Below are 25,714 nucleotides of genomic sequence, written 5' to 3'. Positions count from 1 at the left end.
TTTTCCGATCCAAGGGGATCGCGCATTCTACAACCGGATTTGCAGACCATGACCGGAAAGACATGGGCCTATGAGGACTTCGTCGAAGGGGCCAAGTTCGACCTCGGCACCAAACAGGTGAGCGCGGCCGAGATCATCGAGTTCGCCAGCGAGTTCGACGCCCAGCCGATGCATCTCGACGAGGAGGCCGGCAAGGCCAGCATCCTCGGTGGCCTCTCGGCTTCGGGTTGGCACACCTGCGCCATGTTCATGCGCATGCTGTGCGATGCCTTCTTGCTGGACTCCACCTGTCAGGGCGCGCCCGGCGTCGATCAGGTCAAATGGAAGAAGCCGGTGCTCGCCGGCGATACGCTGCGGGGCAACCTCGTGGTTCTGGCCAGACGCCTGTCGAAGTCGAAGCCGCAGCTCGGCTTCGTGACCATGCGCAGCGAACTCGTCAACCAGCGCGGCGAAAGCGTCTTCGAACTCGAGAACTCCGTCATGTTCCTGACGCGCGATGCCGCGGGGAATGCGTCATGACGCTGGATGAATTCTTCCGCATCGGCACGACCGTCACACTCGGTTCGCACACATTCGAACCCGAGGCGATCAAGGCGTTCGCCCGCAAATACGACCCGCAGATTTTTCATATCGACGAGGAGGCGGCGAGGAAGAGCGTGCTCGGCGGGCTCTGCGCCTCCGGCTGGCACACTGCGGCCACCTGGATGAAGCTGAACCTGGAGACCCGCCTGGACGCCGAAGGCTGGGACGGCCCGGTGCCCGAATTCGGCCCCTCGCCCGGATTCAAGAACCTGAAATGGCTGAAGCCCGTCTACGCCGGGCAAACCATCACCTTCACGCGCACGGCCCTTTCCCACCGCCCCATCGCGTCCCGCCCCGGCTGGCGGTTGCTGGCGCTGCTCTGCGAGGCCTCCGATTCGACCGGCGGCAAGGTACTGGAATTCGAAAGTGCGGTGCTGGTGAGGGTTGGGTGAGGCGTCTCTTCCTTCTCCCACAACAAGGGGAGAAGGAAGAGACTCGACCCCTCAATGTCCCTCGAAGCCGATCAGCGTCCGCACCGGCACGCCGAGCGCCTCGAGCTTGGCGCGCCCGCCCAGATCCGGCAGGTCGATGACAAAGCAGGCGGCGAGAATATCCGCCCCGATCTGGCGCAGCAGCTTGACCGCCGCTTCCGCCGTGCCGCCGGTGGCGATCAGATCGTCGACCAGGATCACCTTCTCGCCGGGCGCGACGCCGTCCTTGTGCATTTCCATCTCGTCCAGCCCGTATTCCAGGCTGTAGGCGACGCGCACGGTCTCATAAGGCAGCTTGCCCTTCTTGCGGATCGGTACGAAGCCGGCCGAGAGCTGGTGGGCGACGGCGCCGCCCAGGATAAAGCCGCGCGCTTCGATGCCGGCGATCTTATCGATCTTCTGCCCGGCATAGGGATGCACCAGCTCGTCGATGGCGCGGCGGAAAGCGCGTGCGTTGCCGAGCAGTGTGGTGATGTCGCGAAACAGGATGCCGGGCCTGGGATAGTCGGGGATGGTGCGGATCGACGCCAGCAGCGTGTCTTCGAGCGAGGATTTCATGAAGCGGCTCCGGATGATCCAGCTGACAGAAGCGAAACGGCGCGGGGCCGATCGTAACCCGGCGCGACCGACAACGGCTAGCGCGATGTGACGATCGAGACAAGCGCATCCGACAAAGGATTTGGCAGCGATGCCAGGCGATTTCCTTGCCCTGGGCCGCAGGCCCTGGCCGACACGAAAAGGGGCGCCCGAAGGCGCCCCGCTCGAACAGATGCTATCGGCCAATTTTACATGCCGAGATCGGAACGAAGCTCCGCCCTGGCTACTTCGTACTCGGCCTTGAAGTCATCGCGGTTGAGCAAGACCGCGGCGATGACGCTGCCGGAAATCTTGCCCATCTCGACGTCGGACGGATAGTGGATGCCGCCGACGATGCGGTTATGGGCGAACTCGGCCGCGCGGGCCATGATCTCGGCACGCCTCTCCGGAACCATGTCAGCCAGGATGATGCCCATCATCGTGCCGACGGTCGCATGGCCCGACGGCCAGGAACCGGAGCTCGACAGCTTCACCACCGGCTTCACGAGATCGCTGAGCTGGTGCGGACGCGGGCGCTTCCAGACGTCCTTCGCCGGATCGACGACGGCGCCTTCGGTCTCCACCACGCGATCGAAGAAGGCGCTGAATTTCGGCAGCTTGTCCTTGTTGAAATTCGGTCCCATGACGTCGGCGAAACGCCAGACGTTTTCCTCGGCATCGGCGATGGCGCGGGCTTCCATTTCAGGTGTGCGCGTGACTTGCATGGTCAGCACCTCGCCAAGCTCGGCCTTGGTCTCGGCCGAATCATTGGCCGGCGGCGGCGGCAGGATCATCGTCAGGTCGACGTCCTTGTTGGTGATGAAGGGCTTTGCGTCTTCGGCGCGGGCCGTGGAACCAACGACGAGCAGCAGCAGGCCTGCCGCTAGCGATGCGTATCTTTTCATGGGCGTGATCCTTTGATGAGAGCGCCGCAGGATCGCGATGTGTGGTGACGGCCATGTGACACCGCCGAGACGTGGCGGTGCAATCCACCCGAAAAACAGAAAAGGGCGCCTCGCGGCGCCCCATGTCGTGCCTTGAACGGCCCAACGCCTAATGTGCGACGGCTTCCCATACTTTGCGCTTGGTCATGTAGACCAGGGCGCCGAACAGAAGCAGGAACACCAGCACGCGGAAGCCCATCTTCTTGCGGTCTTCCATGTGCGGCTCGGCCGCCCATGTCAGGAAGGCAGCCACGTCGCGGGAATACTGGTCGATGGTCTGCGGCGAACCGTCGTCATAGGTCACCTGGCCGTCGGAGAGCGGCTTGGGCATCTTCAGCGACACGCCCGACATGAAATACGGGTTGTAGTGCGTGCCTTCCGGGATGACCATTCCGGCCGGGGGCGTCTGGTCATAGCCGGTCAGCAGCGAATGGATGTAGTCGGGACCACCGGCATCATACTGGGTGAAGATGTCGAAGACGAACTGCGGGAAACCGCGCTCGACGCCGCGCGCCTTTGCCAGCAGCGACATATCCGGCGGCGCCGCGCCGCCATTGGAGGCAGCGGCGGCTTCCTCATTGGCGAACGGCGCCGGGAAATGATCGGATGGCTTGCCGGGACGGTCGAACATGTCGCCGGCATCGTTGGGGCCGTCGTGGATGGTGTATTCGGCTGACAGCGTCTTGATCTGCGCGTCGCTATAGCCGAGGTCCGACAGCGTGCGGAACGCCACCAGGTTCATCGAATGGCAGGCCGAGCAGACTTCCTTGTAGACCTTCAGGCCGCGCTGCAGCTGCGCCTTGTCATAGGTGCCAAACGGGCCGGTGAAGCTCCAGCTCATTTCCTTCGGCTCGTTGATCGGGAAATGCGTCGGTGCCGCCGCGTTGTGCGCTTCTTCAGCCGCTAACGCCCAAGTGCCTGCTACTCCGGTGCCGGCGGCCACAAGGCCGATCAGCGCCAGCGAGGTGAGAATCTTCTTCATGCCAAATCCCCTTAGATTCTCTACCGCTCAGCCCTTGGTCTCAGGTGCTGCCGTGGCGCCCACCGGATGTCCGCTGCCACCCTTGTTCTTTTCGAGCACCGCCTCGGTGATCGAGTTCGGCAGCCTGCGCGGTGTCTCGATCAGGCCAAGAACCGGCAGGACGATGAGGAAGAAGGCGAAGTAGAACAGCGTCGCCATCTGCGCCATGAACACATAGCTGCCTTCCGCCGGCTGCGAGCCCAGCCAGCCCAGCAGGATGGCATCGGCCACGAACAGCCAGAAGAACAGTTTGTACCATGGCCGGTAGACCGCCGAGCGCACCTTGGAAGTATCGAGCCACGGCACCAGGAACAGCATGACGATGGCACCGAACATGCACAGCACGCCGCCGAGCTTGGAATTGATCGGCCCGACATTGAAGGTGATGGCGCGCAGGATCGCGTAGAACGGCAGGAAGTACCATTCCGGGACGATATGGGCCGGGGTCTTCAACGGGTTGGCGACCGTGTAGTTGTCCGGATGGCCGAGATAGTTCGGCAGGTAGAAGACGAAATAGGCGAAGACGAACAGGAACACGATCATGCCGAACGCGTCCTTGATGGTCGCGTAGGGGGTGAAGGCGACGGTGTCGGTCTTCGACTTGACCTCGATGCCGGTCGGGTTCGACTGGCCGACGACATGCAGCGCCCAGACATGCAGCACCACGACGCCGGCGATCATGAACGGCAGCAGGTAATGCAGCGCGAAGAAGCGGTTCAGCGTCGGATTGTCGACGGCGAAGCCGCCGAGCAGCAGCTGCTGGATCCAGTCGCCGACCAGCGGAATGGCGCTGAAGAAACCGGTGATGACGGTGGCGCCCCAGAAGCTCATCTGCCCCCATGGCAGCACATAGCCCATGAAGCCGGTCGCCATCATCAGGAGGTAGATGATGCAGCCGAGGATCCACAGAAGTTCGCGCGGCGCCTTGTAGGAGCCATAATAAAGACCGCGGAAGATGTGCAGGTAGACGGCGATGAAGAAGAACGAGGCGCCGTTGGCATGCATGTAGCGCAACAGCCATCCCGAATTCACGTCGCGCATGATCTTCTCGACCGAACCGAAGGCGAGATTGGTGTCGGCCGTATAGTGCATGGCCAGCACGATGCCGGTCAGGATCTGCGCCACCAGCATGATCGCCAGGATGCCGCCGAAGGTCCACATATAGTTCAGATTGCGCGGCACCGGATAGGCGATGAAGCTGTCATAGACCATCCTGGGCAGCGGCATGCGGGCGTCGAACCAGCGTTCGATACCGGTCTTCGGCGTATAGGTCGAGTGTCCCTCGCTCATCGAAATATCCCCTGCCTCAACCGATAAGGAGTTTGGTGTCGGAAACGAACTTGAATACCGGAATCGCCATGTTCTCCGGCGCCGGGCCTTTGCGGATGCGGCCGGCAGTGTCGTATTGCGAGCCATGGCACGGGCAGAACCAGCCGCCGAAATCGCCCTCCTGGCCGAGCGGAATACAGCCCAGATGGGTGCAGACCTGAACCATCACCATCCAGGCTTCCTTGCCGGGCGTGGTGCGGTTGGCGTCGGTTGCCGGCGCATCGGATGGCAAATTGGCGTTGCGCGCGATCGGATCTTTGAGATCGGAGAGGCTGACGGCCTCGCCGTCCTTCATTTCCTTCTCGGTGCGGTTGCGCACCACGACCGGCTTGCCGCGCCACTTGACGATCAGCGAGCTGCCAGGCGTCAGCGAGGAGACATCGACCTCGACCGAAGCGAGCGCCAGTGTCGAGGCGTCGGGGCGCATCTGGTCGATGAACGGCCAGGCGACGGCACCGGCGCCAACCACGGCGGCCATGCCGGTGGCGACGTAGAGAAAATCTCGACGGTTGGGATCGTGGATGTCGGTTGCGCTCACGGGTGCCTGATCCTTTCGCCTCTTCCGCGCCGGTGGCCGAGCCTTGTCCCCGCTCAATCACGCCAACCCGACAGCGCATGGCGAACAGGCTAGCGAATTCCTCCGGCATTTGGACTTCGGTTTATGCGTGAAGCCCGTTTTTGTCCAGACGGGTGAAGGCACAAGGGCAGATTGTCGCGGGGACGAAATACCCTGTCGCCGGGCGGGACGGCCAGGCGCGGCGAAAGGCGGCTAAACAACCGGGAAACAACCGCAAATCCGATGCCTGGCTTCGCCTCGACACGGAGCATCGGCGTGATCTATCCTTGGCCGCATGGCGCATGTCATCGATCGCGAGGAATGGGCTGTTCGTTCGAACCACTGGAAGGGCGAACTGCAATGCGGCGCCTACGGCTCGAACTCCTGCCTGATCTTCAACTACCTGCCCGACGTCGGCGGCGGCCCGCGGCTGCACGCCCATCCCTATGCGGAGATCTTCATCATCCGCCAGGGCACCGCCTTGTTCACGGTCGGCGACCAGGAAATCGAGGCCACCGCCGGTCAGATCGTCATCGTGCCGCCGCACACGCCGCACAAATTCTCCAATCTCGGCCCGGGTCCGCTGGAAACGACCGACATCCACGAGAACGGCAGCTTCATAACCGAATGGCTGGAGTAATTCCTGCATAACCCTGGCGGCTTCCCGGTCGGCGCCTAGATCTACGGCATGGCAGCCAACCGGAAAGCCGCCAGGGCCAGGACATGCAAACCTCGACCATCGAAATCGAAGGCCTGAGCATTGCCACGCGCGAGGCAGGCCCTGCCGAAGCACCGGCTTTCATCCTGCTGCACGGATGGCCGCAAAGCTCCTACGCCTTCGAGCGGGTGATCGGCCGGTTGGCGGCCGACTACCGGGTCGTCGCCCCTGACCTGCCCTGCATCGGCGGCTCGCAAGGCCTGCCCGGGGCTGGCGACAAGAGAACCCTGGCGAGACTGATGAGAGGCGTCGCAGAGACTTGCGGACTACGCCAGCTCGTGGCCGCCGGCCATGATGTCGGCGGCCAGATCGTGTTTGCCTTGTTGAGAGACCATCCGGACATCCTTTCCGGCGCGGCGATCATGGATGTCGTCATTCCAGGCATCGCGCCGTGGGAGAAGGTCATTCGCGATCCGCGGATCTGGCACTTCGCCTTCCATGCCGTCCCGGCCTTGCCGGAAACGCTGGTCAGCGGCCATCAGAGCGCTTATTTCGACTTCTTCTTCAATGTGCTTTCGAAGGATCGAGCCTCGATCCCTGACGACGCCAGGGAAATCTACGCCAAGGCCTATTCACGGCCGGAAAGCCTCCAGGCGGGGTTCGACTGGTATCGTGCCTTTCCCGAGGATGCCAAGGTCAATGCCGCGCGGCCCGCGAAACCGATTGCGGTTCCGGTGCTGTATCTGAGGGGTGCGGCCGAGTCCGGCGACATCGGCGACTATGTCGATGGCTTGCGTGCAGCCGGGCTCTCAAATGTCGAGGGCGACATCATAGCCGGCAGCGGACACTTCGTTGCCGATGAAAATCCCGAAGCGCTTGCCGCCCGCCTGGCGCGCTTCCACAGGGAAATCAGCGCGGCAAGCTCCAACTCTACATGGCGCCAAGCCTGACCAGCACGGCTTTCGGGATGTTGTATTCGCGGATGACGGCGTCATGCTTGCGAAAGCCGCACAATTCGCGCTGGATGAAATAGCCATGCACCGCGGCGGCGGCCTCCTTGAGCAGACGGGGGCGCAACTCATCGTCGCCATTGTCGCGCAGCCGGGCCAAGGTTTCTTCCACGCGCTGCCCCGCGCGACCGAGTGCCGCCGCCTTCTCGGCGAGGATTTCATGGCCAAGCGCGTCGAAGGCCGCGTCGGCGGCCGACGCGCCGGCAAGATGAGATGGCGGACTCAAGGACATTTCAGTTCCCCTTCCCGAGCACCATGCGGTGGGTGACGAATTCTTCGCCTTCCACGCGCTGAAAACCAAGCCGTTCATAAAAACCGAAGGCTTCCGGCGGCGCGCGGGTGTTCAACACAGCGAAATATTGGCCGGCCCGGCCGATCACGGTCTCGACCAGCATGCGGCCAAGGCCGTTGCGGCGGTGGCGCGCACTGACGAACAGGTGCCGGACCCGGCCCTGGTCCCTGCCCTCGAAATAGGGATCGATGTTCAGCCCGCACACGCCGGCGAGTTCCCGGCCATGCCACATCCCGAACAGTCCCTCGCCCCGCTTCAGGAACTTGTTGCGGCCGCTTGCCCAGCCATCGCCCAGGCGCACCAGCATCCAATAGCCTTCCAGCCGGCTCTCTTCCTTCAACGCGTCGAAGGCCACCACGGTTGGTCGTAAACGCTTGAGGACATAGCCGACCTCTGGGCCGACCTCTGGGCCGAACTCTGGCGATCCAACCATGCGCCTACTCCGCCGGCCGCGTCTCTTCCAGCACGCTTTCCTCGTGATAGAGGAAGCCGCCGGACTGGCGCTTCCACAGCCGGGCATAGAGCCCGTCGAGCGCCACCAGTTCGTCATGCGTGCCTTGCTCGACGATGCGGCCGCCGTCGAGTACCACAAGGCGATCCAGTGCCGCGATCGTCGACAGCCGGTGCGCGATGGCGATAACGGTCTTGTTCTCCATCAGCCGCGTCAGATTCTCCTGGATCGCCGCCTCGATGTCGGAATCGAGCGCCGACGTCGCCTCGTCGAGAATCAGGATCGGCGCATCCTTGAGGAAGACGCGGGCGATCGCCACGCGCTGGCGCTGGCCGCCCGACAGTTTGACGCCGCGCTCGCCGACGAAGGCCTCGTAGCCCTGGCGATCCCTGTTGTCGCGCAAGGTCAGGATGAATTCATGGGCCTCGGCCTTCCTGGCCGCCGCGATCACCTGCGCGTCGGTCGCATCGGGCATGCCGAGCTTGATGTTGTCGCGCAGCGACCGATGGAACAGAGCGGTGTCCTGGCTGACGACGCCGATATTGGCGCGCAGCGAATTCTGCGTCACACCGGAGACGTCCTGTCCGTCGATAGTGATCCGGCCGCTTTCGAGATCGTAGAGGCGCAGGATCAGGTTGGCCAGCGTCGTCTTGCCGGCGCCCGATGGCCCGACCAGCCCGACCTTCTCGCCCGGCTTGACGACAAGGTCGATGCCGTTCAGCACGCCAAACCCGTTGCCGTAGTGGAATTCGACATTCTTCACGTCGATGCGTCCGCCCGTCACCACCAGCTCTTTCGCGCCCGGTGCATCGGTCAGGCCGAGCGGCTGCGAGATCAGCGCCTTGGAGTTCTCCAGCACGCCAAGGTTTCGCAAGATACCGTTCATCTGCATCATCAGCCGTCCGAGCAGCATGTTGAGGCGCAGCACCAGCGACAGCGTGAAGGCGACGGCGCCGACGGTGATCGAGCCCTCGATCCACAGATAGACGGCAAAGCAGCCGATCGCCGTGATCATGATGCCCGACAGCGTCGTCAACGCCATGCGCACGCCAGTCAACCGGCGGGTGAAGGGACGCAATGCGTCGAGATAGATGTCGAAGCCGTTCCTGATGTAGCGGTCGTCTCCGTCGGCCGCGAACAGTTTCAGTGTCTGTACATTGGAATAGGAATCGACGATGCGGCCATTGATCATCGAGCCCGCCTCGGCCGTCGCTTCGGCGTGCTTGCGGATAGCCGGCAGATAGAGCTTGGCCAGAAATCCGAAGGCGGTGATCCAGATCATCACCAGCACCGCGAGCCTGAGGTCGAGCCCCGCGACCAGCGCCAGCGTCGTCACCGTATAGACGATCATGAACCAGACGACCTCGATGAAGCTTTCCATCAGGTCGCCGGTCGCCTGCCCGGCCTGCCAGACTTTCGTCGCGATCCGGCCGGCGAAATCGTTCTGGAAGAAGGCATAGGACTGGCGCGATACGTGCCGGTGCGCCTGCCAGCGCACCAGATTGTAGAAGCCGGGCGTGATCGTCTGTTCGTCGACCAGCGCCGACAGTCCGACGACCACGGTGCGGATGACCAGCACCACCGCGACCATGAACATAAGTTCGGGGCCGGCGGCGGTCCACAGCGCGTGCCAGCTCCGCTCGCCGGGCAACTGGTCGAGAATATCGACCAGCCGTCCGACGAAATAGAACAGGCCGGCCTCGACCAGCGGCGCGATGCCGCCGATGACCAGCATGGCGAAGAAGGCGAACTTCGCCTGCCCGACATAGTGCCGGAGGAAGCCGGCGACGCTGGCCGGTGGCCGAAGATTCGCCGGCTCTCTGAACGGGTAGACCCAGGTCTCGAACCAGCGGTAGACGGCTGTCATCATGCGGCGGCCATCATTCTGCGGCTTGCCCCTTTACAACTGCGTCGTTGGCGGCGTCGAGCGGGCCGTCTTCGAGCAGGAATCCACCCGACTGGCGCTGCCAGAGCTGCGCGTAGAGCCCGCCTCTGGCGACCAGTTCCTCGTGCGAACCCTCCTCGATGACGCGGCCCTGGTCCATCACGACGAGCCTGTCCATCGCCGCGATGGTCGACAGCCGGTGCGCGATGGCGATGACGGTCTTGCCCTGCATAAGCCTGTAGAGATTCTCCTGGATGGCGGCTTCCGCCTCGGAATCGAGCGCCGACGTCGCCTCGTCAAGGATAAGTATGGGCGCGTCCTTCAACATAACGCGAGCAATGGCGATGCGTTGCCGCTGGCCGCCGGACAGTTTGACGCCGCGGTCGCCGACATAGGCATCGAAGCCCTGGCGGCCGCTATGGTCCGAAAGCGCCGATATGAAATCCAGCGCCTCTGCCCGCCGCGCCGCCTCGACAAGCATGTCGTCGCTGGCATCGGGCCGGCCATAAAGGATATTCTCGCGCACCGAACGATGCAGCAGCGAGGTATCCTGTGTGACCATGCCGATCTGGGCGCGCAGCGAATCCTGCTTCACGCCGGCGATCTCCTGGCCGTCGATCAGGATCCGGCCGGACTCCAGATCGTAGAAGCGCAAGAGGAGATTGACCAGCGTCGACTTGCCGGCGCCCGAGCGTCCGACAATGCCGACCTTTTCGCCCGGCTTCACCGTCAGCGACAGGTTTTCGATGACGCCCTTCTGCTTGCCGTAGTGGAAGCGGATGTCCTCGAAGCGGATATCGCCTTTGGAAACGCTGATCTCCTTGGCATCCGGCCTGTCCTCTACGAGGCGCGGCAGCGAGATGGAGGCAATGCCGTCCTGCACCGTGCCGATATTCTCGAACAGGCCCGACATTTCCCACATGATCCACTGCGACATGCCCCACATCCGGAGCACCAGGCCGATGACCACTGCAACCGCGCCAATCGTCACCGCTTGCCCCATCCACAGCCACAGCGAGATGGCGGTGACCGAGAACAGCAGCAGCGCGTTCAGTATGTAGAGCGAGCCGAACAGCACCGTCACCAGCCGCATCGACCGGTAGACCGTGTCGAGGAAGCCCATCATGCCTTCCCTGGCGAAGGCGGCCTCGCGGCGCGAATGGGAAAACAGCTTGACCGTCTGGATGTTGGTGTAGCTGTCGACGACGCGGCCGGTCATGGTCGAGCGCGCATTGGCCTGCTCCTCGCCGACCTTGCCCAGGCGCGGGATGAAAAAGCGCAGCAACAGGATGTAGCCGACCAGCCAGACGCCGAGCGGCGCCGCCAGCCGCCAGTCGGCCGAACCGACGATCAACAGCATGCCGAGGAAATAGACGATGACGTAGTTCAGGACGTCGATCACCTTGATGACGCATTCGCGCACGGCGAGCGCGGTCTGCATCAGCTTGGTGGCGATGCGGCCGGCGAATTCGTCCTGATAGAAGCTCATCGATTGCTTGAGCAGGTAACGATGCACCTGCCAACGGATGCGCATGGGATAGTTGCCCATCAGCGTCTGCTGGTTGAGCAGCGAATGCAGCCAAACCGTGCCGGGCAGCGCAAACAAGACGATGAAGGCCATGCCGGCGAGCTTCCAGCCCTCCGTCTGCAGGAAAGTCTCGCGGTTCTGCCCCGATAGCCAGTCGACGATGCGGCCGAGGAAGCCGAACATCCACACTTCCGCGATGGCGATGGCCGCCACCAGCACCGCATCGACAAGGATATAGGGCCATGCCCCGCGCGTATAATGCAGGCAGAAGGCAACCAGCGTCTTGGGCGGCTCGACCGGTTCCGCGGCCGGGAACGGATCGAGCCTTCTTTCAAACCAGCTAAACAAAAACATAGGATACGCCTTAAAATCTGTTTTCCGCTTACGCGGCTTGGCGACGTACAAAGTCCTCGGACCGCATGGCGTCGAGGGCCGACGCTCCGGAATCATCCGGAGCGTCGGCCCTGCTTCGCGCTATATAGGGGTTCGCCGGCTTTTCGCCGACAGGCACCTTTGTCGATCCTGACGACACGGCGCCACCAGTCCGGTTCTTCGCGCCCGGCCGGATCAGCCGGACGATCCGGCGCACCAGCGACGGCCGGCTCGGATCGGGAACCGCGTGCGAGAAATCGACATCCGGCAGCATGCCGCGATGCGGACGCCTGCGCACTTCGGCATGAACCGCCGACGAATAGGTGTCGCCGATCAGCAGCGCCCAGGTCGGCAGCCGGTGGACATGCAGGCTCCTCGAGCCCGGTATTCTGTAGGGATCGAACATCGGTCCGTCCTCCGTGTGAAAATAGAGATGAAAAGGATGATCGACATCGTGCCGCGGGATCGGCGGCGGATCAGTCGGGACGCGTTGGGACGGGGCCATCGGCCCCTTCGGCAGCTTAAAAAACATCGCAGGATTCCTTCGAAGACCAGGGTATGGTTTCGGCGGAAATCGGTGCGGAAGTGTCTAAAAGATCAGGAGAAACGTCGTACCGAAACCGCCAGGGCGCAAGTAAGCCCACGGGTGGGGCGCTGGATGTACATGGCCATCATGAATTACCCCTCCATCGGTTCGGGTTGACAATGCTGGTCGTATACTCGACTTCGCAGAAAATGGCCACCCGCAGGTCCAGGAATTTCCAAAACCGCGAAGCAGCTGTGGCCGATCTGCCACTTATTAGAAGGACGCGAAAGTGAACCGTGGTCTCCGCATCGCGCTCTACCAGCCTGACATCGCCGGCAATACCGGGACAATCCTGCGCTTCGCCGCGTGTCTCGGGCTTGGCGTCGACATTATCGAGCCGGCCGGCTTTCCGCTCTCCGACAAAGCGCTCAAGCGCGCCGGCATGGACTACCTCGAAATGGCTGCCCTGACCCGGCATGTCGACTGGCACGCCTTCGAGGAGTGGCGCAACGCGCGCGCGGATCGGCTGGTGCTGCTGTCGACCAAGGCTACGACCCCCTACACCGACTTCAGCTTCACCAACCGCGACATCCTCCTGTTCGGCCGCGAATCCGCGGGCGTGCCGGATCCAGTCCATCAGGCGGCGGATGTTCGGCTGACCATCCCGATGCGGCCCACCGCGCGCAGCCTCAACGTCGCCCTTTCCGTGGCCATGGTGGCGGGCGAAGCCATCCGGCAGCTCGGCTAGGGGACCGGCGGCAGCGCGGTCCGCGGTGATTTTTGCCCAGGCGCACATCCGCCTTCTCCTTCGTTTGCACATCCAGGCTTTCTTGGCTACAAGCTCAACTTAACTTGAGGTCAAGCGGAAAATCGAGAGATGGCACCAGCGTTGGAATTGACGGTCGGCCAGGTGGCTGCGCGCAGCGGTGTGGCGGTGTCGGCGCTGCATTTCTATGAAACCCGCGGGCTGATCCGCAGCCACCGCACGTCAGGCAACCAGCGCCGCTACGGCCGCGACGTGCTGCGCCGGGTGGCGATCATCAAGGTGGCGCAGGAGGTTGGCATCTCGCTGGCCGAGATCGGTGAGGCATTGGCGTCCCTGCCCGAGGGCCGGACGCCGACACGCGACGACTGGAACCTTTTGTCGACAGCCTGGCGCGACGGGCTCGATCACAAGATCGCCCAGTTGAAGAAACTGCGCGACGGGCTGACCGACTGCATCGGCTGCGGCTGCATGTCGATCGACAAATGTCCGCTGCGCAATAAGGAGGATCGGCTGGCCCGGGAGGGAACTGGCGCGCGGCGGCTGGTTCTTCCTTCTTCCCGTGCACGGGGAGAAGGTGCCTGAAAGGCGGATGAGGGGCAGCGCCAGCACTCGAAGGTTCGCGCCGCCCCTCACCTGCCTACCGGCATCCTCTCCCCGCAAACGGGGCGAGGAAATCCTAATCCGCCGCCGGCAAGCGCCTGATCGTAAACTCGATCAAATCCCCCGGGCGCTCGAACCAGCTTTCGATCTCGGTCCAGTAGGCCTGCTTTGGGAAGCGTTCGAACCATTCCTTGGCCTTGAGGCGGGCATCCGAGCGCGGCAGGACGAAGGTCTCGCGCAGGAAACCGTCGCGCGGCATGCGCGCGCGCTCGGCCCGGCTTTGGTCGAGCCTTTTCTTCAGTCCATCCAGCGGCGGTCTTGCCGGGGTGCGCACGAAACAACTCCTTGCACCTGGCGCATGACCCCGAAATCGGAATCGAGGTTCGGAAAGGATCATGCGCGAAACCAAAGTGACTTGACCCTGTCCCTTAAGAGATTAGGGATCGCGCCCGGAAAAGACGAGTCTTTTGTCGACTCACCGCCCCGCAACCGGAGACGGCACTTGGAACGACCTGAAATACCGGCGGGGCTGCCCGCCGACATCGAAGAGAAGAAGATGAAGGCCCGGCTTTGGTTCGAGGCGCTACGCGAGCGCATCTGCGCCACCTTCGAGCAGATCGAGCAGGATCTCGGCGGGCCACTGGCTTCGTGGTCGCCGGGCCGTTTCGAAAAAACGCCGTGGGAGCGCGATCAAGGCACGGGCGGCGGCGGCACCATGTCGATGATGCATGGCCGTGTCTTCGAGAAGGTCGGCGTCCACACTTCGACCGTTTATGGCGAGTTCTCGCCCGAATTCAGGAAGCAGATGCCTGGCGCCGAGGAAGACCCGCGTTTCTGGGCATCGGGCATTTCGCTGATCGCGCACCCGTGGAACCCGAACGTTCCGGCCGTGCACATGAACACGCGCATGGTCGTCACATCCAGGCATTGGTTCGGCGGCGGCGCCGACCTGACGCCGGTGCTCGACCGCCGCCGCACGCAGGACGATCCCGACACGACAGCCTTCCACCGTGCCATGCAGTTCGCTTGCGAGAAGAACGCCGGCGTCGCCGACTATCCGAAATTCAAGGCCTGGTGCGACGAGTACTTCTTCCTGCCGCACCGCAACGAGCCGCGCGGCACTGGCGGCATCTTCTTCGACTGGCTGCATTCGACTGAGGAGAAGGGCGGCTGGAACGCCGATTTCAATTTCGTCCAGGACGTCGGACGTTCGTTCCTCGTCGTCTACGGCCATTTGGTGCGCGCCAACTTCAACGAGAACTGGACCGATGGCGACCGCGACGAACAGCTCATCCGCCGCGGCCGCTATGTCGAATTCAACCTTCTTCACGATCGTGGCACCATCTTCGGGCTGAAGACCGGCGGCAATGTCGCCTCGATCCTGTCCAGCCTGCCGCCGGAGGTGCGCTGGCCGTAACAAGATGGTGAGCGCGACGTGAAGCCGCATTGATGTCCCATTTGTCGAAAATGGGCGCGGAATGTGACGCCAGGAATATCTTTTTCGTCTAATATCCATCTGAAAAAATTGGGTTATTTGTCGCATTTGGGTCGGGAAGCGCCGGTGGTTTGCCTGAGGGCAATTCCAGGAAATGCAACCGCTTTCCCTTCGGAATTGCGTCGGAACGAGGCGGGCCGCGACTCGACGCGACCGGACGGCCCAAAGACGATGCGGATTATCCTCGTCAAAAAGGATGCCCGCTCTTCCAGGAGTATATCAGCATGAGAAAGATCATTGTTTCCGCTGCCGCCGCCGCTCTTCTTGCTTCCGGTTCGGTGGCGTTCGCCGCCGTCAAGCATACCACCGGAACGGTCAAGACCTTCGATACGGCGTCCAAGAGCCTGGTTCTCGACAATGGATCGTCTTTTACGCTTCCCGAGACTTTCAAGGATCCTGGCCTGAAGGTCGGCGAGAAGGTCAGAATTACGTGGGACATGAGCGGCAAGAACAAGGTTGCCGAGGCAGTCAAGATCGTGAAGTGATGGCCTGCCCGCAGGGCTAGCGTAAAGAGGGCGGAGCAGCGCTGCTCCGCCTTTTCACCGTTGACCGCAACCAATACCACCCCATCTGTGTTATGGTCTTCACCCTGCCCGTGGTCCGGTTTCGAGGCCGCACAGCGGGCCAAGAAGATGCGGAGCTCCGGCCTGTCCCTGCAGGGCAGTCGATCCGGCTCCATGGAGGAAGAGGAGAAATCCCATGAAGCAGTTCCACTGCGGATCGCTGGTTCCCGGCTGCGACTGGCACACCCGTGCCGACGAGGAGGCCGAGATCATGCGCCGTGCCGTCGAGCATATGCGCGAAACGCATGGCGAGACGATCATCCGCGAGACGATGATCGAGGCTATCCGCTCCCGAATTGAGAAGGCCCGCGACGCGGCGTAGGGCGCGGCGGGGGCTGTCGGTATTAACAAAGGAACCGCGGTGGCGCTCGGGTAACGCGCGTCGCATCGGTTTCTTTCGACGTATCGCCTGCGCCTCCAAAAATCATATTTGCTCCAGCTAAAATAAACCGTGCGGTAACCGAACCCGTGCGATCGTTCAGACTGATGCCAGACTACAGGGGCTGCCAGAGGAGCCCGTCGCCGTCAGGCGCTGGTCCGGAATCGGTGGGGCGAGGTGTTTCGCGGATGCGCGAAAAGTTCGGCAATCGTGCGAGTTTGTGCGCAACGGCGCTCCTGCCGTGGGCGCTCCTCGGCGCGCCGCCGGCGGTTGCCCAGGAATGGGCGACATCGCTCATCGACATCCACCAGGGCTCGCCGCTCAGCGACAAGGCGAGAGGTCTGGGTGACGGCGGGTATGAGTTGCAGACCGGAAGCCGGATATCGTTCAATCAGTGGTACCAGACAAACTGGGTCGACATGCATGTGGACCTGATGACGCAGATCACGCAGGACACCGGTATTCTTTGGGGGGTTGGCACCGGGGAACAAGGCGAGAAGTATCGGATCGAGCCCAGCCTCAAGCTTGGTTTCCTCACACAGCTGCATCCGAGTGCGAACAGCATACTGTCCCTGTCGTTCACCACGACCTTCGGCGGTAAGCTCACCGAAAAGCCCTGCCAGGCCGATTATGGCGATCTGGGCACCTACAGCGTCAATTGCCGGCTCGCCGCCGGCGAGATGGCGCCCGAGGAAACCTTGAAATATCTGGTTAACGCTAAACCGGAGAGCCAGCATCTCTGGCTGAATTACCGTGTTACTTTCTGATCGCGAGGGGCCGGGCACGAGATGTGGCGTAGCCGCCGGACATACGCGGTCGTCCGTCCTAGCTTCCGTTTGAACCGAGGTAAGATCATGTCAAATGCGCGTTGGAAGTTCGGTGTCGCCACGGCCCTCGCCCTTCTGCCGGCTTCCATGGCGGCGGCTCAAGAAGCTGGCGGTCCGGATCCGCTATCCGCGCTCTGCCTGGGCGGTCGGACGAACGCTTCCATATGCCTGAGCGCAACCTTGCCGGCGGCCACATCGCAGACTTTGCAGGGCTGGATGAGCCCGGATGTCGGAGCCGCATGGAGTGCCGGTTACAAGGGCCAAGGCGTCACCATCACGATCGTCGACGATTTCTCCAGCACATCGAAGTTCAGCGGCAATTTCGGCATCGGCACGCAGACCCAGCGCCACGGCGAATGGACCCGCGAAGAAGCCAGCATGGTTGCGCCCTTGGCAACCATAAGGTCGAAAGACTTTTCCACCAGCTCATCGGTCGCGCTGTCGCCGGGCCTGAACGTGCTCAATCTGAGCTATGGCATGTACACCAATGCGGGTTACAGCCCCAGCCAGATCGGATGGAGCGCCGAGGAAGCCTCCATCATCTCCTATGCCACCAAGGGAACGGCCGTGGTTTCGAAGGCCGCGGGCAACGACGCGGTTGCCGTGGGCGGCGTCACCAGCGGCCAGCAGGATTATCTCGACCTCGCCCTGGTCGGAAAGGCATCCGCGATTTTCGTCGGCGCGCTCAACAGCAACGGCACGACGTCGAACAAGGCCAGCATGGCCTGGTACTCCAACATCGCCGGCTCCAACCAGGCTGCGCAGAGCCATTTCCTGGTCGTGGGTGTCACCGGGGACAAGACCGGCCTTTACGGCACATCTTTCGCCGCGCCGATCGTTGCCGGCTACGCCGCCATCGTGGGCAGCAAGTTCACCAAGGCAACGCCGACCCAGATCACCAACCAGTTGCTGAACACGGCCCGTACCGACACGCTGGCCAACTATAGCGCCTCCGTCTATGGCAAGGGCGAGGCAAGCCTTTCGCGTGCCCTCGCTCCGCTGTCGATCAGGTAGCGGCACGGAACCGCAGGGTGGCACCGGCAGAGACCCAGCGGTTCTGGCCTACGTTTCAAGGGCCTGCGCGGCGCGTTCGAGCAGCGCGGCGCGATCAGGCGCAAATCCCGCTTCGATCCATTCCGCCTCGATGTTTTTTAGGATTTCGCCGAGCTTCGGCCCTGGCGTTGCGCCGAGCGCGGTCAGATCGGCCCCACGCAGCGGAAATTCGGGCCTTTCCCATTTGAGCGCAAAGGCAAGCAGGCGCGAAAAGCCGCCCGCTTGAAGCAATGCATTATTGTCCTCGACAGCGCGCACCCGCGCCGCGGCAAGCGCAAGCCGCAGGCGGTCGACAAACCCTTGCCGGTCGCCGCGATAGAGTTTTTTCGCCAGTTCGCCCTCGGTCGTCTTCGGCTCGATGGCCGTGGAGAGCGCCCAGTGCAGCATGCGGTCGGCTTCGGCGGTCGAGAACCTGAGCCTCTCGGCCAGCGTCTTCATGCGCGCCGCATCCGGCGGCACGATTGCCTCCAGCCGCAGCATCGGATCCACCGCCCAGCTCAGGTCCTTCTCGGCCTTGGTCAACCCGTGGATCGCGTCGATGCCCCATTTCTCGCTTTCCGACAGCGCGGCGGTCAGGACACCGGCCTGCCGCATCCAGAGCAGCGCCCGCGAAGGATCGGGGGCCGACAAGAGCTTCTTCAGTTCGGACCAGATGCGTTCCGCCGAGAGTTGGCCGAGGCCCTCCTTCAGCCGGGCGCAGGCCTTCAGTCCCTCGGCGTCCGGCCGGCCATCGCCATACCAGGCAAAGAAACGGAAGAAGCGCAGGATGCGCAGATAATCCTCGCGGATGCGGGCCTCCGGATCGCCGATGAAGCGCAGCCGGCGCGCCTCGATGTCGGCAATGCCGCCGACAAGGTCGACAACCCGTCCGTCGGCCTCCGCGTAGAGCGCGTTGATGGTGAAATCGCGCCGCTCGGCGTCGAGCTTCCAGTCGCGTCCGAACGACACCTTGGCGCGGCGGCCATCGGTCTCCACATCGGCGCGCAAGGTGGTGATTTCGTAGGGTTTGCCGCCGGCGACCACCGTGATGGTGCCGTGCTCGATACCGGTCGGCACCGCCTTGAAGCCTTCCGCCACGGCGCGACGAATGGTTTCCTGCGGCAGGCAAGAGGTGGCGATGTCGATGTCGGTGACAGGCTGGCCCATCAGCACGTTGCGCACGGCGCCGCCGGCGATGCGTGCCTCTTCACCGCCGTCGGTAAGCACACCCAGCAGGCGCTGCAAATGCTTGTCGGAGAGCCAGTCGGCCCTGCCCGCGATCGAAACACTCACGCATAGAGCCTTTCATAGAGCGTACGGATGATACCGGCGGTGACGCCCCAGATACGCCGGTCGCCATAGGGCATGTCGTAGAAGAACCATTCGAGATCGTTCCACATGCGGCTGTCGCGCTTGTGATTGGCGGTGTCCATCAGAAAGCGCAGCGGCACTTCGAAGGCGGCATCGACCTCGTCGACGTTCAAAGCCAATTGGAAACCCGGCCGCACGATGCCGAGCACCGGCGCGATGCGATAGCCGCTGCCGGCGACGTAATCGGGCATGCGGCCGATGATCTCGATGCGATCCGGGGCAAGACCGATCTCCTCGAAGGTCTCGCGCAGCGCCGCCGCCTCCGGGCTCGCGTCGGTCGCATCGATCGTGCCGCCCGGGAAAGCCACTTGGCCGGAATGATTGCGCAGCTTCTCGGCCCGTTTGGTCAGGAGAACCGTCGCCTCGCCGTCATGGTCGACCACCGGGATCAGCACCGCCGCGTTGCGGAGCGGCTTGCCTGGGTTGAGGCGCGGGTGGCCGGGATTGAAGCGGTGATCGCCATAGTCGTCGCCGGCATGCGCGTCCGGCTGCGCGGCAAAGCGCGCGCGAAAATCCGCCGATGAGAACGGTGCCGGCGACACCTGGTCCATCATGCGCTCAACCGCTCCAACTGATCCGCCGGCATGATCGGAAAAACGGCGTTCTTCGAGCGCACCGAAAACATCGCCCTGCCGTCGATCTCGATCTCCTCGCCGTGCCCGACCAGTTCGTACATGACCGGCCGCGCCACCAGCGCCTCCAGCCTGCCGCGCACCAGCAGATAGGGCTTCAAACCGCCGGTCTCGTTCTCGTCGACGAAGCGCAGCGGCCGCTCCGGTCCGGCCTCGACCACGTCGCCGACATTGGTGCGGAAGGTGATGACCTGATCCTCGCCTTCGCCCGAAACATCCATCTCGACGGCGATGAACGGCGCATCGGCGACGCGGATGCCGACCTTTTCCACCGGCGTCACCAGATAGGTCCTGCCGTCGGCGTCCTTGCGCAGCACGGAGGAGAAAAGCTGTACCAGCGGCATGCGGCCGATCGGCGTGCCCAGGTAGAACCAGGTACCGTCGGCCCTGATCTCCATGTCGAGATCGCCGCAAAAGTCGGGATTCCAGCGCTCGACCGGCGCCGCGCCCTTGCCGGCACGGGCCGCGCGCGAGATCAGCGCCTCGAGGCCTCGAGCCTCGGTGGCCTGCGTAAGGCTTTGTTGGCGATGTTCGTGGTGTTCCGTCATCGTCACGAAATAGTCACTGTTGTTCCGCTTGTCAGCCTAAGTCTGTGATTTAAGTTCAACCATAGGCGCTCCGCGAGGCCGAATCGCGGCGGTCTATGGTATGGTGCGGACCAGTATTTCCAAACCATGACATTCTAACCAAAGGGATCGATGCGGCATGAGCGTGATGGTCAAGGAAAGCCCGATCAGCGAAACGGACATGATCGCCGAGGCCGAGAAGGCGCTTGCCGACATCTCCAGGATCCGCGACGGGGTTGGCCGGGTGATCTTCGGCCAGGAAAACGTCGTCGAGCGCACGCTGGTGGCGCTGCTGGCCGGCGGACATGCGCTGCTGGTCGGCGTGCCGGGCCTGGCCAAGACCAAGCTGGTCGAGACGCTGGGTGTCGTGCTCGGGCTTGATTCACGCCGCATCCAGTTCACGCCGGACCTGATGCCGTCCGACATCCTCGGCTCCGAGGTCATGGAGCAGGACGAAACCGGCAAGCGCTCCTTCCGCTTCATCTCCGGCCCGATCTTTGCCCAGCTGCTGATGGCCGACGAGATCAACCGCGCCTCGCCGCGTACGCAGTCGGCGCTGCTGCAGGCGATGCAGGAATATCATGTCACCATTGCCGGCGCGCGCTACGATCTGCCCTCGCCCTTCCATGTGCTGGCGACGCAGAACCCGCTGGAGCAGGAAGGCACCTATCCGCTGCCCGAAGCCCAGCTCGACCGCTTCCTGATGCAGGTCGACATCCTCTACCCCGAAATCGAGGCCGAGCGCCGCATCCTTCTGGAAACCACCGGCGTCGAGGACGCGAAAGCCCAGAACGTGCTGCAGCCGGCACGGCTGAAGGAGATCCAGACGCTGATCCGCCGAATGCCGGTGCCCGAAAGCGTCGTTGAGGCGATCCTCACCCTGGTGCGTTCGGCGCGTCCGGGCCAGGGCAATGCCGACACCGACAAGCATGTCGCCTGGGGCCCGGGTCCGCGCGCCAGCCAAGCGCTGATGCTGTGCACCAGGGCACGCGCGCTCTACGACGGACGGCTGGCGCCCTCGGTCGACGATGTCAGGGCACTGGCCGAGCCGGTGCTGCAGCATCGCATGGCGCTGACCTTCGCCGCCCGTGCCGAGGGCACCAGCGTGCGCGACGTCGTGGCGAAACTCGTGAAAGGCGTTTAGGGTCGGGACCCGCTAATATGATCGAAATGGCGCCTGAAATGGCAAAAAAATGCGAGGAGAACCGCGAAGGTCGGGGTCTTTCCCCCGGCCAAGCGGTTCGACGACGCAGCTTGCAGCCATTTCGGCGTCCGGAGGATGTGGTCCATCTGCCCGCCTACTTTGTCGCGAAGGACTTGAAAGCCGAATGGCTTCCTGCGCCTTCGCTCCGCGTATCCGAACAGATGGCCTCACACCATTTAGATCATATTAGCGGGTCCAGACCCTAATGGCGCGTATCGGCGAAGTCCAGGCTCCGGCAGCGACGCGCGACGCGCTCGCCCGCGGCCGGTTGCGGGCTTCGCTTGTCCCCGACCTGCTGGTCGAGGCGCGCCGTATCGTCAACACCGTGATCGCCGGCTGGCATGGCCGTCGCAAGCGCGGCATCGGCGAGAATTTCTGGCAGTTCCGGCCCTATGTCGAAGGCGATTCCTCGCGCATCGACTGGCGCCGCTCGGCCCGCGACGATCACACCTATGTGCGGGATCGCGAGTGGGAAGCCGCTCATACAGTCTGGTTGTGGGCCGACCCCTCGCCGTCCATGCTCTACAAATCGACGGGTGCCGGCGTTTCCAAGCAATCGCGCGCGCTGGTGCTGACATTGGCCATGGCCGAGCTCCTGTCACGCAGCGGCGAGCGCATCGCCTGGCCGGGGCTGACCGATCCGTTCACTGCCCGCAATGGCGCCGAGCGCATCGCGGCCCAACTCATGCATGCCGGCGAGATGCCGGCAAAACCCGATCTGTCCGACATCAGGCGCTTCTGCGACATCGTCATCGCCAGCGATTTCCTCGATCCTGTCGAGGAAACCATGGCCTGGCTCGACGTGCTCGCCCGCCACGGTGTGCGCGCGCATCTGATCGAGGTCGCCGACCCGGCCGAGGAAACTTTCCCCTATGCCGGCCGCACCGAGTTCACCGATCCAGAGACCGGCGACAAGCTGACCGCCGGCCGAGCCGAGGTGTTGGCCGACGAATACCGCTTGCTCTACACCGCCCGCCGCCAGGAACTGGCCAGTTGGTGCAAGCGGCTCGGCTGGAGCTTTACCGTCAACCACACCGACCGGCTGGCTTCCGACGCACTGGTTCGCCTGCACATGGCAATGACCGCCGATGGCGGTCATGCCGGGCTGACCTCCGGTCATGCCGGGCTGACCTCTGGTCATGCCGGGCCGAGCGCCACTCCCGGCATGATTGCCGGTGACAATCAGCCTGACATTGCCGCCGGTGGCGGTAAGCCTGACATTACCGCCGGTGGCGGTAAGCCTGACATTACCGCCGGTGGCGGCAAGCCTGGGAAGACCGCCGCATGAGCTGGCTGCCGCTCTCCTTCGGCGCTCCCATGGTGCTGTGGGGCCTGCTGGCGCTGCCGGTGATCTGGTGGCTGCTGAGGTTGACGCCGCCCAAGCCGCAAACCGAGGTGTTCCCGCCACTGAAGATCCTGGCCCGTGTGCTGAGACGGGAGGAAACACCGCAGCGTAGCCCTTGGTGGCTGACGCTGCTCAGGCTGCTGATGGCGGCCCTCGTCGTCGCGGCATTGGCCGAACCTGTGTTCAACCCGCGCGAAAAGCTACCGGCCGAGGGCGCCGCCCTTGCGCTGGTCATCGACAATGACTGGGCCAGCGCCGCCGACTGGAACAAGCGCATCGCCACCGCCGAGCGGCTGATCAACGACGCCGGCTCGAACGGCGTGCCTGTTATCATCGCCTTCACCGCCGAAAAGCCCAATGCGGAGATCGGCCCTTTTGACGCCGCCGCCGCGCTCGACCGGCTGCGCGCCGCCAAGCCGCGGCCGATCCCAACCGACCGGCCGGCCGTCTATGCCCGCGTCGCTGGTGTGCTGGAGAGCTTGCCCGGCGCCAGCGTCGCCGTGCTGGCGGATGGCCTGGCGGCCAAGGGCGACGAGGCCGCTTTCAACACGCTGTTGTCCAAAAATGCCGCCCGCGTTGTATGGGCGGTGGCCGACCGGCTTTCCCTGACCGGCCTGAGATCAGCTGAAAACCAGGTCGACGGCTTTGGTCTGACCGCCGTCCGCGCGCCCGGCGATCCCGCCCCGGCGCAGGTCACCGCCGGCGCCTTCGACGACAAGGGCCGCCGCATCGCCGATGCGACCCTGACCTTCGCGCCGGGCGAGGCCACGGCCACCGGCACCATGGCGGTGCCGTTCGAATTGCGCAACGACTTCGCCTCGATCGCGCTCGATGGCGAACGCCATGCGGGTGCGGTGCGCGTGCTCGACGAAAGCTCCAAACGCCGCCGCGTCGGGTTGCTGTCGCAAGCCGAGGCCGACCAGGCGCAGCCGCTTCTGTCGCCGCTCTACTACATCAGGCGCGCGTTACAGCCCTTCGCCGATCTGGTCGAGCCCTCCAGCGCCGATCTCGCCGACGCCATCCCGCAGATCCTCGACCAGAAGCCGGCGATGATCGTCATGGCCGATATCGGCACCATTCCCGCGCAGGTTCGGCAAAGGCTGGTCGACTGGGTCGACAATGGCGGCACGCTGGTGCGTTTCGCCGGCTCACGGCTGGCGGCCGCCGGCAATGACGACGATTTGCTGCCGGTCCGCCTGCGCACCGGCGAGCGCTCGCTCGGCGGCGCGCTGTCATGGACCTCGCCGCAGCCGGTCACCGAATTTCCCAAAGCCGGCCCTTTCGCTGACCTGGCGCCGCCGACCGAGGTCACGGTGACCAGGCAGGTGCTGGCCGAGCCGACACCCGACATCGTCGAGCGCACCTGGGCAGCCCTTGCCGACGGCACGCCGCTGGTCACCGGGCTGAAGAAGGGCAAGGGGACGCTGGTGCTGTTCCATGTCACGCCCGAGGCGACATGGTCGAACCTGCCGATCTCGGGCAGCTTCGTCGAGATGCTGCGCCGCATCGTGCAATTGTCCCGCAACCAGGGCGCGGCGATCGCCAATGCCGAAGCCGCCGCCACGTCGCTGGCACCCTATCGCATGATCGCGGCCGACGGTTCGCTGGTGCCGCCGACACCGGATGCGCGGCCGCTGGTGCCGGGCGCCGGGGCACTGCCGGTCACCTTCGAGAACCCGCCCGGCCTCTATGGCTCGGAGACCGGCGTCTACGCCCACAATCTGCTCGACGCCGCAAGCACGTTCGAGCCGCTGGCGCGCCCGCGAGTGTCGGTGCCGGTCACCACGGTCCAGTATGCCTTTGATGAATCGCGCAACCTGAAGGGTGCGCTGGTCGCGGCGGCTCTGCTGCTGATGCTGCTCGACACGCTGGCGGTGTTGTGGATGGGCGGCCTGTTTTCGCGCCGGCCGCGCCGGGCCGGTGCCGCTGCAACCACCGCCGCTGTATTGATCGGGCTTGGCGCACTGTTCGGCCATGCCGATGTCGCGCGCGCCGACGATGCCAAGCCGGGTGACCAGGTCGCTATCGAGGCGATTTCAAAAACCCGCATCGCCTATGTGCTGACCGGCGTGCCGGGCGTCGATTCGATCAGCCGCGCCGGGCTCGAGGGCCTGACCCGTTTCCTGATCGAGAAGACGGCGCTCGAACCGGGCGCGCCGGCCGGCGTCGACATTTCGAAGGACGAGCTGTCCTTCTATCCGCTGATCTACTGGCCGATCGACCCATCGGCACCGATGCCGAGCCAGGCCGCGATCGCCCGCATCGACGCCTATATGCAGCAGGGCGGCACTGTGCTGTTCGACACGCGCGACCAGTTCGCCAACGGCATCGGCGCCGATTCCACCAGCCCGGCGACCGAGCGGCTGCGCGACATCCTCGGCAACCTCAACGTACCGCCGCTGGAGCCGGTGCCGTCGGACCATGTGCTGACCAAGTCCTTCTTCATCCTGCCCGAATTTCCCGGCCGTTTCGCCGGCAGCCCGCTCTGGGTCGAGGCATCCCTCGACGCCAGCAATGCCGACAACCGGCCGGTGCGCACCGGCGACGGCGTGTCGCCGATCATGATCACCGCCAATGATTTCGCCGGCGCCTGGGCGGTCGACGAGAATGGCGATCCGCTGCTGCCGACCGTGCCGGCCGACCCGATGCAGCGGGTCTACGCGCTGCGCGCCGGCGTCAACATCATGATGTACATGCTGACCGGCAACTACAAATCCGACCAGGTGCATGTTCCCATCCTGCTCGAACGGTTAGGGCAGTAGGATGATGCTCT

General features: G+C 63.9%; 28 protein-coding genes. 14 read left to right on the top strand and 14 right to left on the bottom strand.

The features are described from left to right. Positions 1–48 precede the first annotated feature (48 nt). Together FJ941_RS09155 and FJ941_RS09150 are read left to right on the top strand one after the other, a co-directional pair. A complete protein-coding gene (locus FJ941_RS09155) occupies positions 49–519 on the top strand; it encodes a MaoC family dehydratase (protein WP_140504922.1) in 471 nt (156 codons plus the stop codon). Continuing rightward, positions 516–974: a MaoC family dehydratase gene (locus FJ941_RS09150; RefSeq protein ID WP_140504920.1), complete on the top strand. Its 459-nt coding sequence runs from the start codon at positions 516–518 to the stop codon at positions 972–974. The genes FJ941_RS09155 and FJ941_RS09150 overlap by 4 nt, the downstream gene beginning before the upstream one ends. A 51-nt stretch (positions 975–1,025) precedes the next feature. Here FJ941_RS09150 and FJ941_RS09145 read toward each other — a convergent pair whose 3' ends face one another. The 5 genes from FJ941_RS09145 to petA all read right to left on the bottom strand — a co-directional run bounded on the left by FJ941_RS09145 (position 1,026) and on the right by petA (position 5,421). Next, on the bottom strand, positions 1,026–1,571 hold the full coding sequence (locus FJ941_RS09145; protein ID WP_027143364.1) for an adenine phosphoribosyltransferase: 546 nt from the start codon (positions 1,569–1,571) through the stop codon (positions 1,026–1,028). Between the two features lie 227 nt (positions 1,572–1,798). Further along, positions 1,799–2,494 (bottom strand): phosphatase PAP2 family protein, encoded by a 696-nt coding sequence (locus FJ941_RS09140; protein WP_140504919.1) that lies wholly within the window; start codon positions 2,492–2,494, stop codon positions 1,799–1,801. Positions 2,495–2,642: 148 nt separating this feature from the next. Then, on the bottom strand, positions 2,643–3,515 hold the full coding sequence (locus tag FJ941_RS09135) for a cytochrome c1 (RefSeq protein WP_140504917.1): 873 nt from the start codon (positions 3,513–3,515) through the stop codon (positions 2,643–2,645). A gap of 27 nt (positions 3,516–3,542) precedes the next feature. Beyond that, on the bottom strand, positions 3,543–4,844 hold the full coding sequence (locus FJ941_RS09130; RefSeq protein WP_140504915.1) for a cytochrome b N-terminal domain-containing protein: 1,302 nt from the start codon (positions 4,842–4,844) through the stop codon (positions 3,543–3,545). A 16-nt stretch (positions 4,845–4,860) separates the two neighbouring features. After that, on the bottom strand, positions 4,861–5,421 hold the full coding sequence (petA, locus tag FJ941_RS09125; RefSeq protein ID WP_015316073.1) for a ubiquinol-cytochrome c reductase iron-sulfur subunit: 561 nt from the start codon (positions 5,419–5,421) through the stop codon (positions 4,861–4,863). Positions 5,422–5,734: 313 nt separating this feature from the next. Here petA and FJ941_RS09120 point away from each other — a divergent pair, with 313 nt between their 5' ends. Both FJ941_RS09120 and FJ941_RS09115 read left to right on the top strand, forming a co-directional pair. Next, positions 5,735–6,079 (top strand): cupin domain-containing protein, encoded by a 345-nt coding sequence (locus tag FJ941_RS09120; RefSeq protein WP_140504914.1) that lies wholly within the window; start codon positions 5,735–5,737, stop codon positions 6,077–6,079. An 83-nt stretch (positions 6,080–6,162) separates the two neighbouring features. Continuing rightward, complete coding sequence (locus FJ941_RS09115) at positions 6,163–7,047, top strand: alpha/beta hydrolase (protein ID WP_140504912.1); 885 nt, start codon at positions 6,163–6,165, stop codon at positions 7,045–7,047. Here the strand turns inward: FJ941_RS09115 and FJ941_RS09110 are convergent. From FJ941_RS09110 to FJ941_RS09090, 5 genes are read right to left on the bottom strand one after another with little or no spacing between them, the layout of a single operon-like run. Beyond that, positions 7,028–7,339, bottom strand: coding sequence for a DUF6665 family protein (locus tag FJ941_RS09110; RefSeq protein ID WP_140504910.1), 312 nt, complete (start codon positions 7,337–7,339; stop codon positions 7,028–7,030). The genes FJ941_RS09115 and FJ941_RS09110 overlap by 20 nt on opposite strands. A gap of 1 nt (position 7,340) precedes the next feature. Then, a complete protein-coding gene (locus tag FJ941_RS09105; RefSeq protein ID WP_140504908.1) occupies positions 7,341–7,832 on the bottom strand; it encodes a GNAT family N-acetyltransferase in 492 nt (163 codons plus the stop codon). Between the two features lie 4 nt (positions 7,833–7,836). Further along, positions 7,837–9,720 carry an ABC transporter ATP-binding protein gene (locus FJ941_RS09100; RefSeq protein WP_140504907.1) on the bottom strand — a complete coding sequence of 628 codons (1,884 nt, stop codon included), beginning with the start codon at positions 9,718–9,720 and terminating at the stop codon, positions 7,837–7,839. A 10-nt stretch (positions 9,721–9,730) separates the two neighbouring features. Beyond that, the gene (locus tag FJ941_RS09095; protein ID WP_140504905.1) at positions 9,731–11,617 is read right to left on the bottom strand and encodes an ABC transporter ATP-binding protein; all 1,887 of its coding nucleotides are present in this window, start codon (positions 11,615–11,617) and stop codon (positions 9,731–9,733) included. A gap of 28 nt (positions 11,618–11,645) precedes the next feature. Further along, positions 11,646–12,167, bottom strand: a complete 522-nt coding sequence (locus tag FJ941_RS09090; protein WP_181166045.1) for a hypothetical protein — start codon at positions 12,165–12,167, stop codon at positions 11,646–11,648. A gap of 283 nt (positions 12,168–12,450) precedes the next feature. On the opposite strand from FJ941_RS09090, the gene FJ941_RS09085 reads away from it, so the two are divergent. Both FJ941_RS09085 and soxR read left to right on the top strand, forming a co-directional pair. Beyond that, entirely contained in the window at positions 12,451–12,909 is a 459-nt protein-coding gene (locus FJ941_RS09085) for a tRNA (cytidine(34)-2'-O)-methyltransferase (protein WP_140504903.1), read from the top strand. A 129-nt stretch (positions 12,910–13,038) separates the two neighbouring features. Next, entirely contained in the window at positions 13,039–13,509 is a 471-nt protein-coding gene (soxR, locus tag FJ941_RS09080; RefSeq protein WP_140504901.1) for a redox-sensitive transcriptional activator SoxR, read from the top strand. Positions 13,510–13,603: 94 nt separating this feature from the next. Here soxR and FJ941_RS09075 read toward each other — a convergent pair whose 3' ends face one another. Further along, positions 13,604–13,861, bottom strand: a complete 258-nt coding sequence (locus FJ941_RS09075) for a hypothetical protein (RefSeq protein ID WP_023770299.1) — start codon at positions 13,859–13,861, stop codon at positions 13,604–13,606. 168 nt (positions 13,862–14,029) lie between these two features. Here FJ941_RS09075 and hemF point away from each other — a divergent pair, with 168 nt between their 5' ends. The 5 genes from hemF to FJ941_RS09050 all read left to right on the top strand — a co-directional run bounded on the left by hemF (position 14,030) and on the right by FJ941_RS09050 (position 17,805). Continuing rightward, a complete protein-coding gene (hemF, locus tag FJ941_RS09070) occupies positions 14,030–14,944 on the top strand; it encodes an oxygen-dependent coproporphyrinogen oxidase (RefSeq protein ID WP_140504899.1) in 915 nt (304 codons plus the stop codon). Between the two features lie 302 nt (positions 14,945–15,246). Further along, on the top strand, positions 15,247–15,507 hold the full coding sequence (locus FJ941_RS09065) for a DUF1344 domain-containing protein (RefSeq protein ID WP_140504897.1): 261 nt from the start codon (positions 15,247–15,249) through the stop codon (positions 15,505–15,507). Positions 15,508–15,721: 214 nt separating this feature from the next. Further along, positions 15,722–15,907 carry a DUF1059 domain-containing protein gene (locus tag FJ941_RS09060; RefSeq protein WP_140504895.1) on the top strand — a complete coding sequence of 62 codons (186 nt, stop codon included), beginning with the start codon at positions 15,722–15,724 and terminating at the stop codon, positions 15,905–15,907. A 245-nt stretch (positions 15,908–16,152) separates the two neighbouring features. Further along, the gene (locus FJ941_RS09055; protein WP_140504893.1) at positions 16,153–16,731 is read left to right on the top strand and encodes a hypothetical protein; all 579 of its coding nucleotides are present in this window, start codon (positions 16,153–16,155) and stop codon (positions 16,729–16,731) included. 276 nt (positions 16,732–17,007) lie between these two features. Continuing rightward, positions 17,008–17,805: a S8 family serine peptidase gene (locus FJ941_RS09050; protein ID WP_246673755.1), complete on the top strand. Its 798-nt coding sequence runs from the start codon at positions 17,008–17,010 to the stop codon at positions 17,803–17,805. A 48-nt stretch (positions 17,806–17,853) separates the two neighbouring features. Here FJ941_RS09050 and FJ941_RS09045 read toward each other — a convergent pair whose 3' ends face one another. The 3 genes from FJ941_RS09045 to FJ941_RS09035 are packed head-to-tail and all read right to left on the bottom strand — an operon-like array spanning position 17,854 to position 20,374. Further along, a complete protein-coding gene (locus FJ941_RS09045) occupies positions 17,854–19,116 on the bottom strand; it encodes a CCA tRNA nucleotidyltransferase (protein WP_140504890.1) in 1,263 nt (420 codons plus the stop codon). Next, positions 19,113–19,745 (bottom strand): CoA pyrophosphatase, encoded by a 633-nt coding sequence (locus FJ941_RS09040; RefSeq protein WP_140505187.1) that lies wholly within the window; start codon positions 19,743–19,745, stop codon positions 19,113–19,115. Before FJ941_RS09040 ends, FJ941_RS09045 begins: the two co-directional genes overlap by 4 nt. Further along, complete coding sequence (locus FJ941_RS09035) at positions 19,745–20,374, bottom strand: DUF1285 domain-containing protein (protein ID WP_140505185.1); 630 nt, start codon at positions 20,372–20,374, stop codon at positions 19,745–19,747. The genes FJ941_RS09040 and FJ941_RS09035 overlap by 1 nt, the downstream gene beginning before the upstream one ends. Positions 20,375–20,531: 157 nt before the next feature. Between FJ941_RS09035 and FJ941_RS09030 the strand changes: the two genes are divergently transcribed. The 3 genes from FJ941_RS09030 (at position 20,532) to FJ941_RS09020 (ending at position 25,703) form a co-directional block, all read left to right on the top strand. Next, the gene (locus tag FJ941_RS09030) at positions 20,532–21,536 is read left to right on the top strand and encodes a MoxR family ATPase (RefSeq protein WP_027143386.1); all 1,005 of its coding nucleotides are present in this window, start codon (positions 20,532–20,534) and stop codon (positions 21,534–21,536) included. 265 nt (positions 21,537–21,801) lie between these two features. Continuing rightward, positions 21,802–22,884, top strand: coding sequence for a DUF58 domain-containing protein (locus FJ941_RS09025; RefSeq protein WP_348640741.1), 1,083 nt, complete (start codon positions 21,802–21,804; stop codon positions 22,882–22,884). Then, positions 22,881–25,703: a DUF4159 domain-containing protein gene (locus FJ941_RS09020; RefSeq protein WP_140504888.1), complete on the top strand. Its 2,823-nt coding sequence runs from the start codon at positions 22,881–22,883 to the stop codon at positions 25,701–25,703. Before FJ941_RS09025 ends, FJ941_RS09020 begins: the two co-directional genes overlap by 4 nt. Positions 25,704–25,714 lie beyond the last annotated feature (11 nt).

The sequence above is a fragment of the Mesorhizobium sp. B2-3-13 genome, assembly GCF_006442195.1.
Taxonomy (GTDB): domain Bacteria; phylum Pseudomonadota; class Alphaproteobacteria; order Rhizobiales; family Rhizobiaceae; genus Mesorhizobium; species Mesorhizobium salmacidum.
The sequence above is the reverse complement of the archived record's forward strand: the minus strand, read 5'-3'. Positions and strand labels throughout refer to the sequence as shown.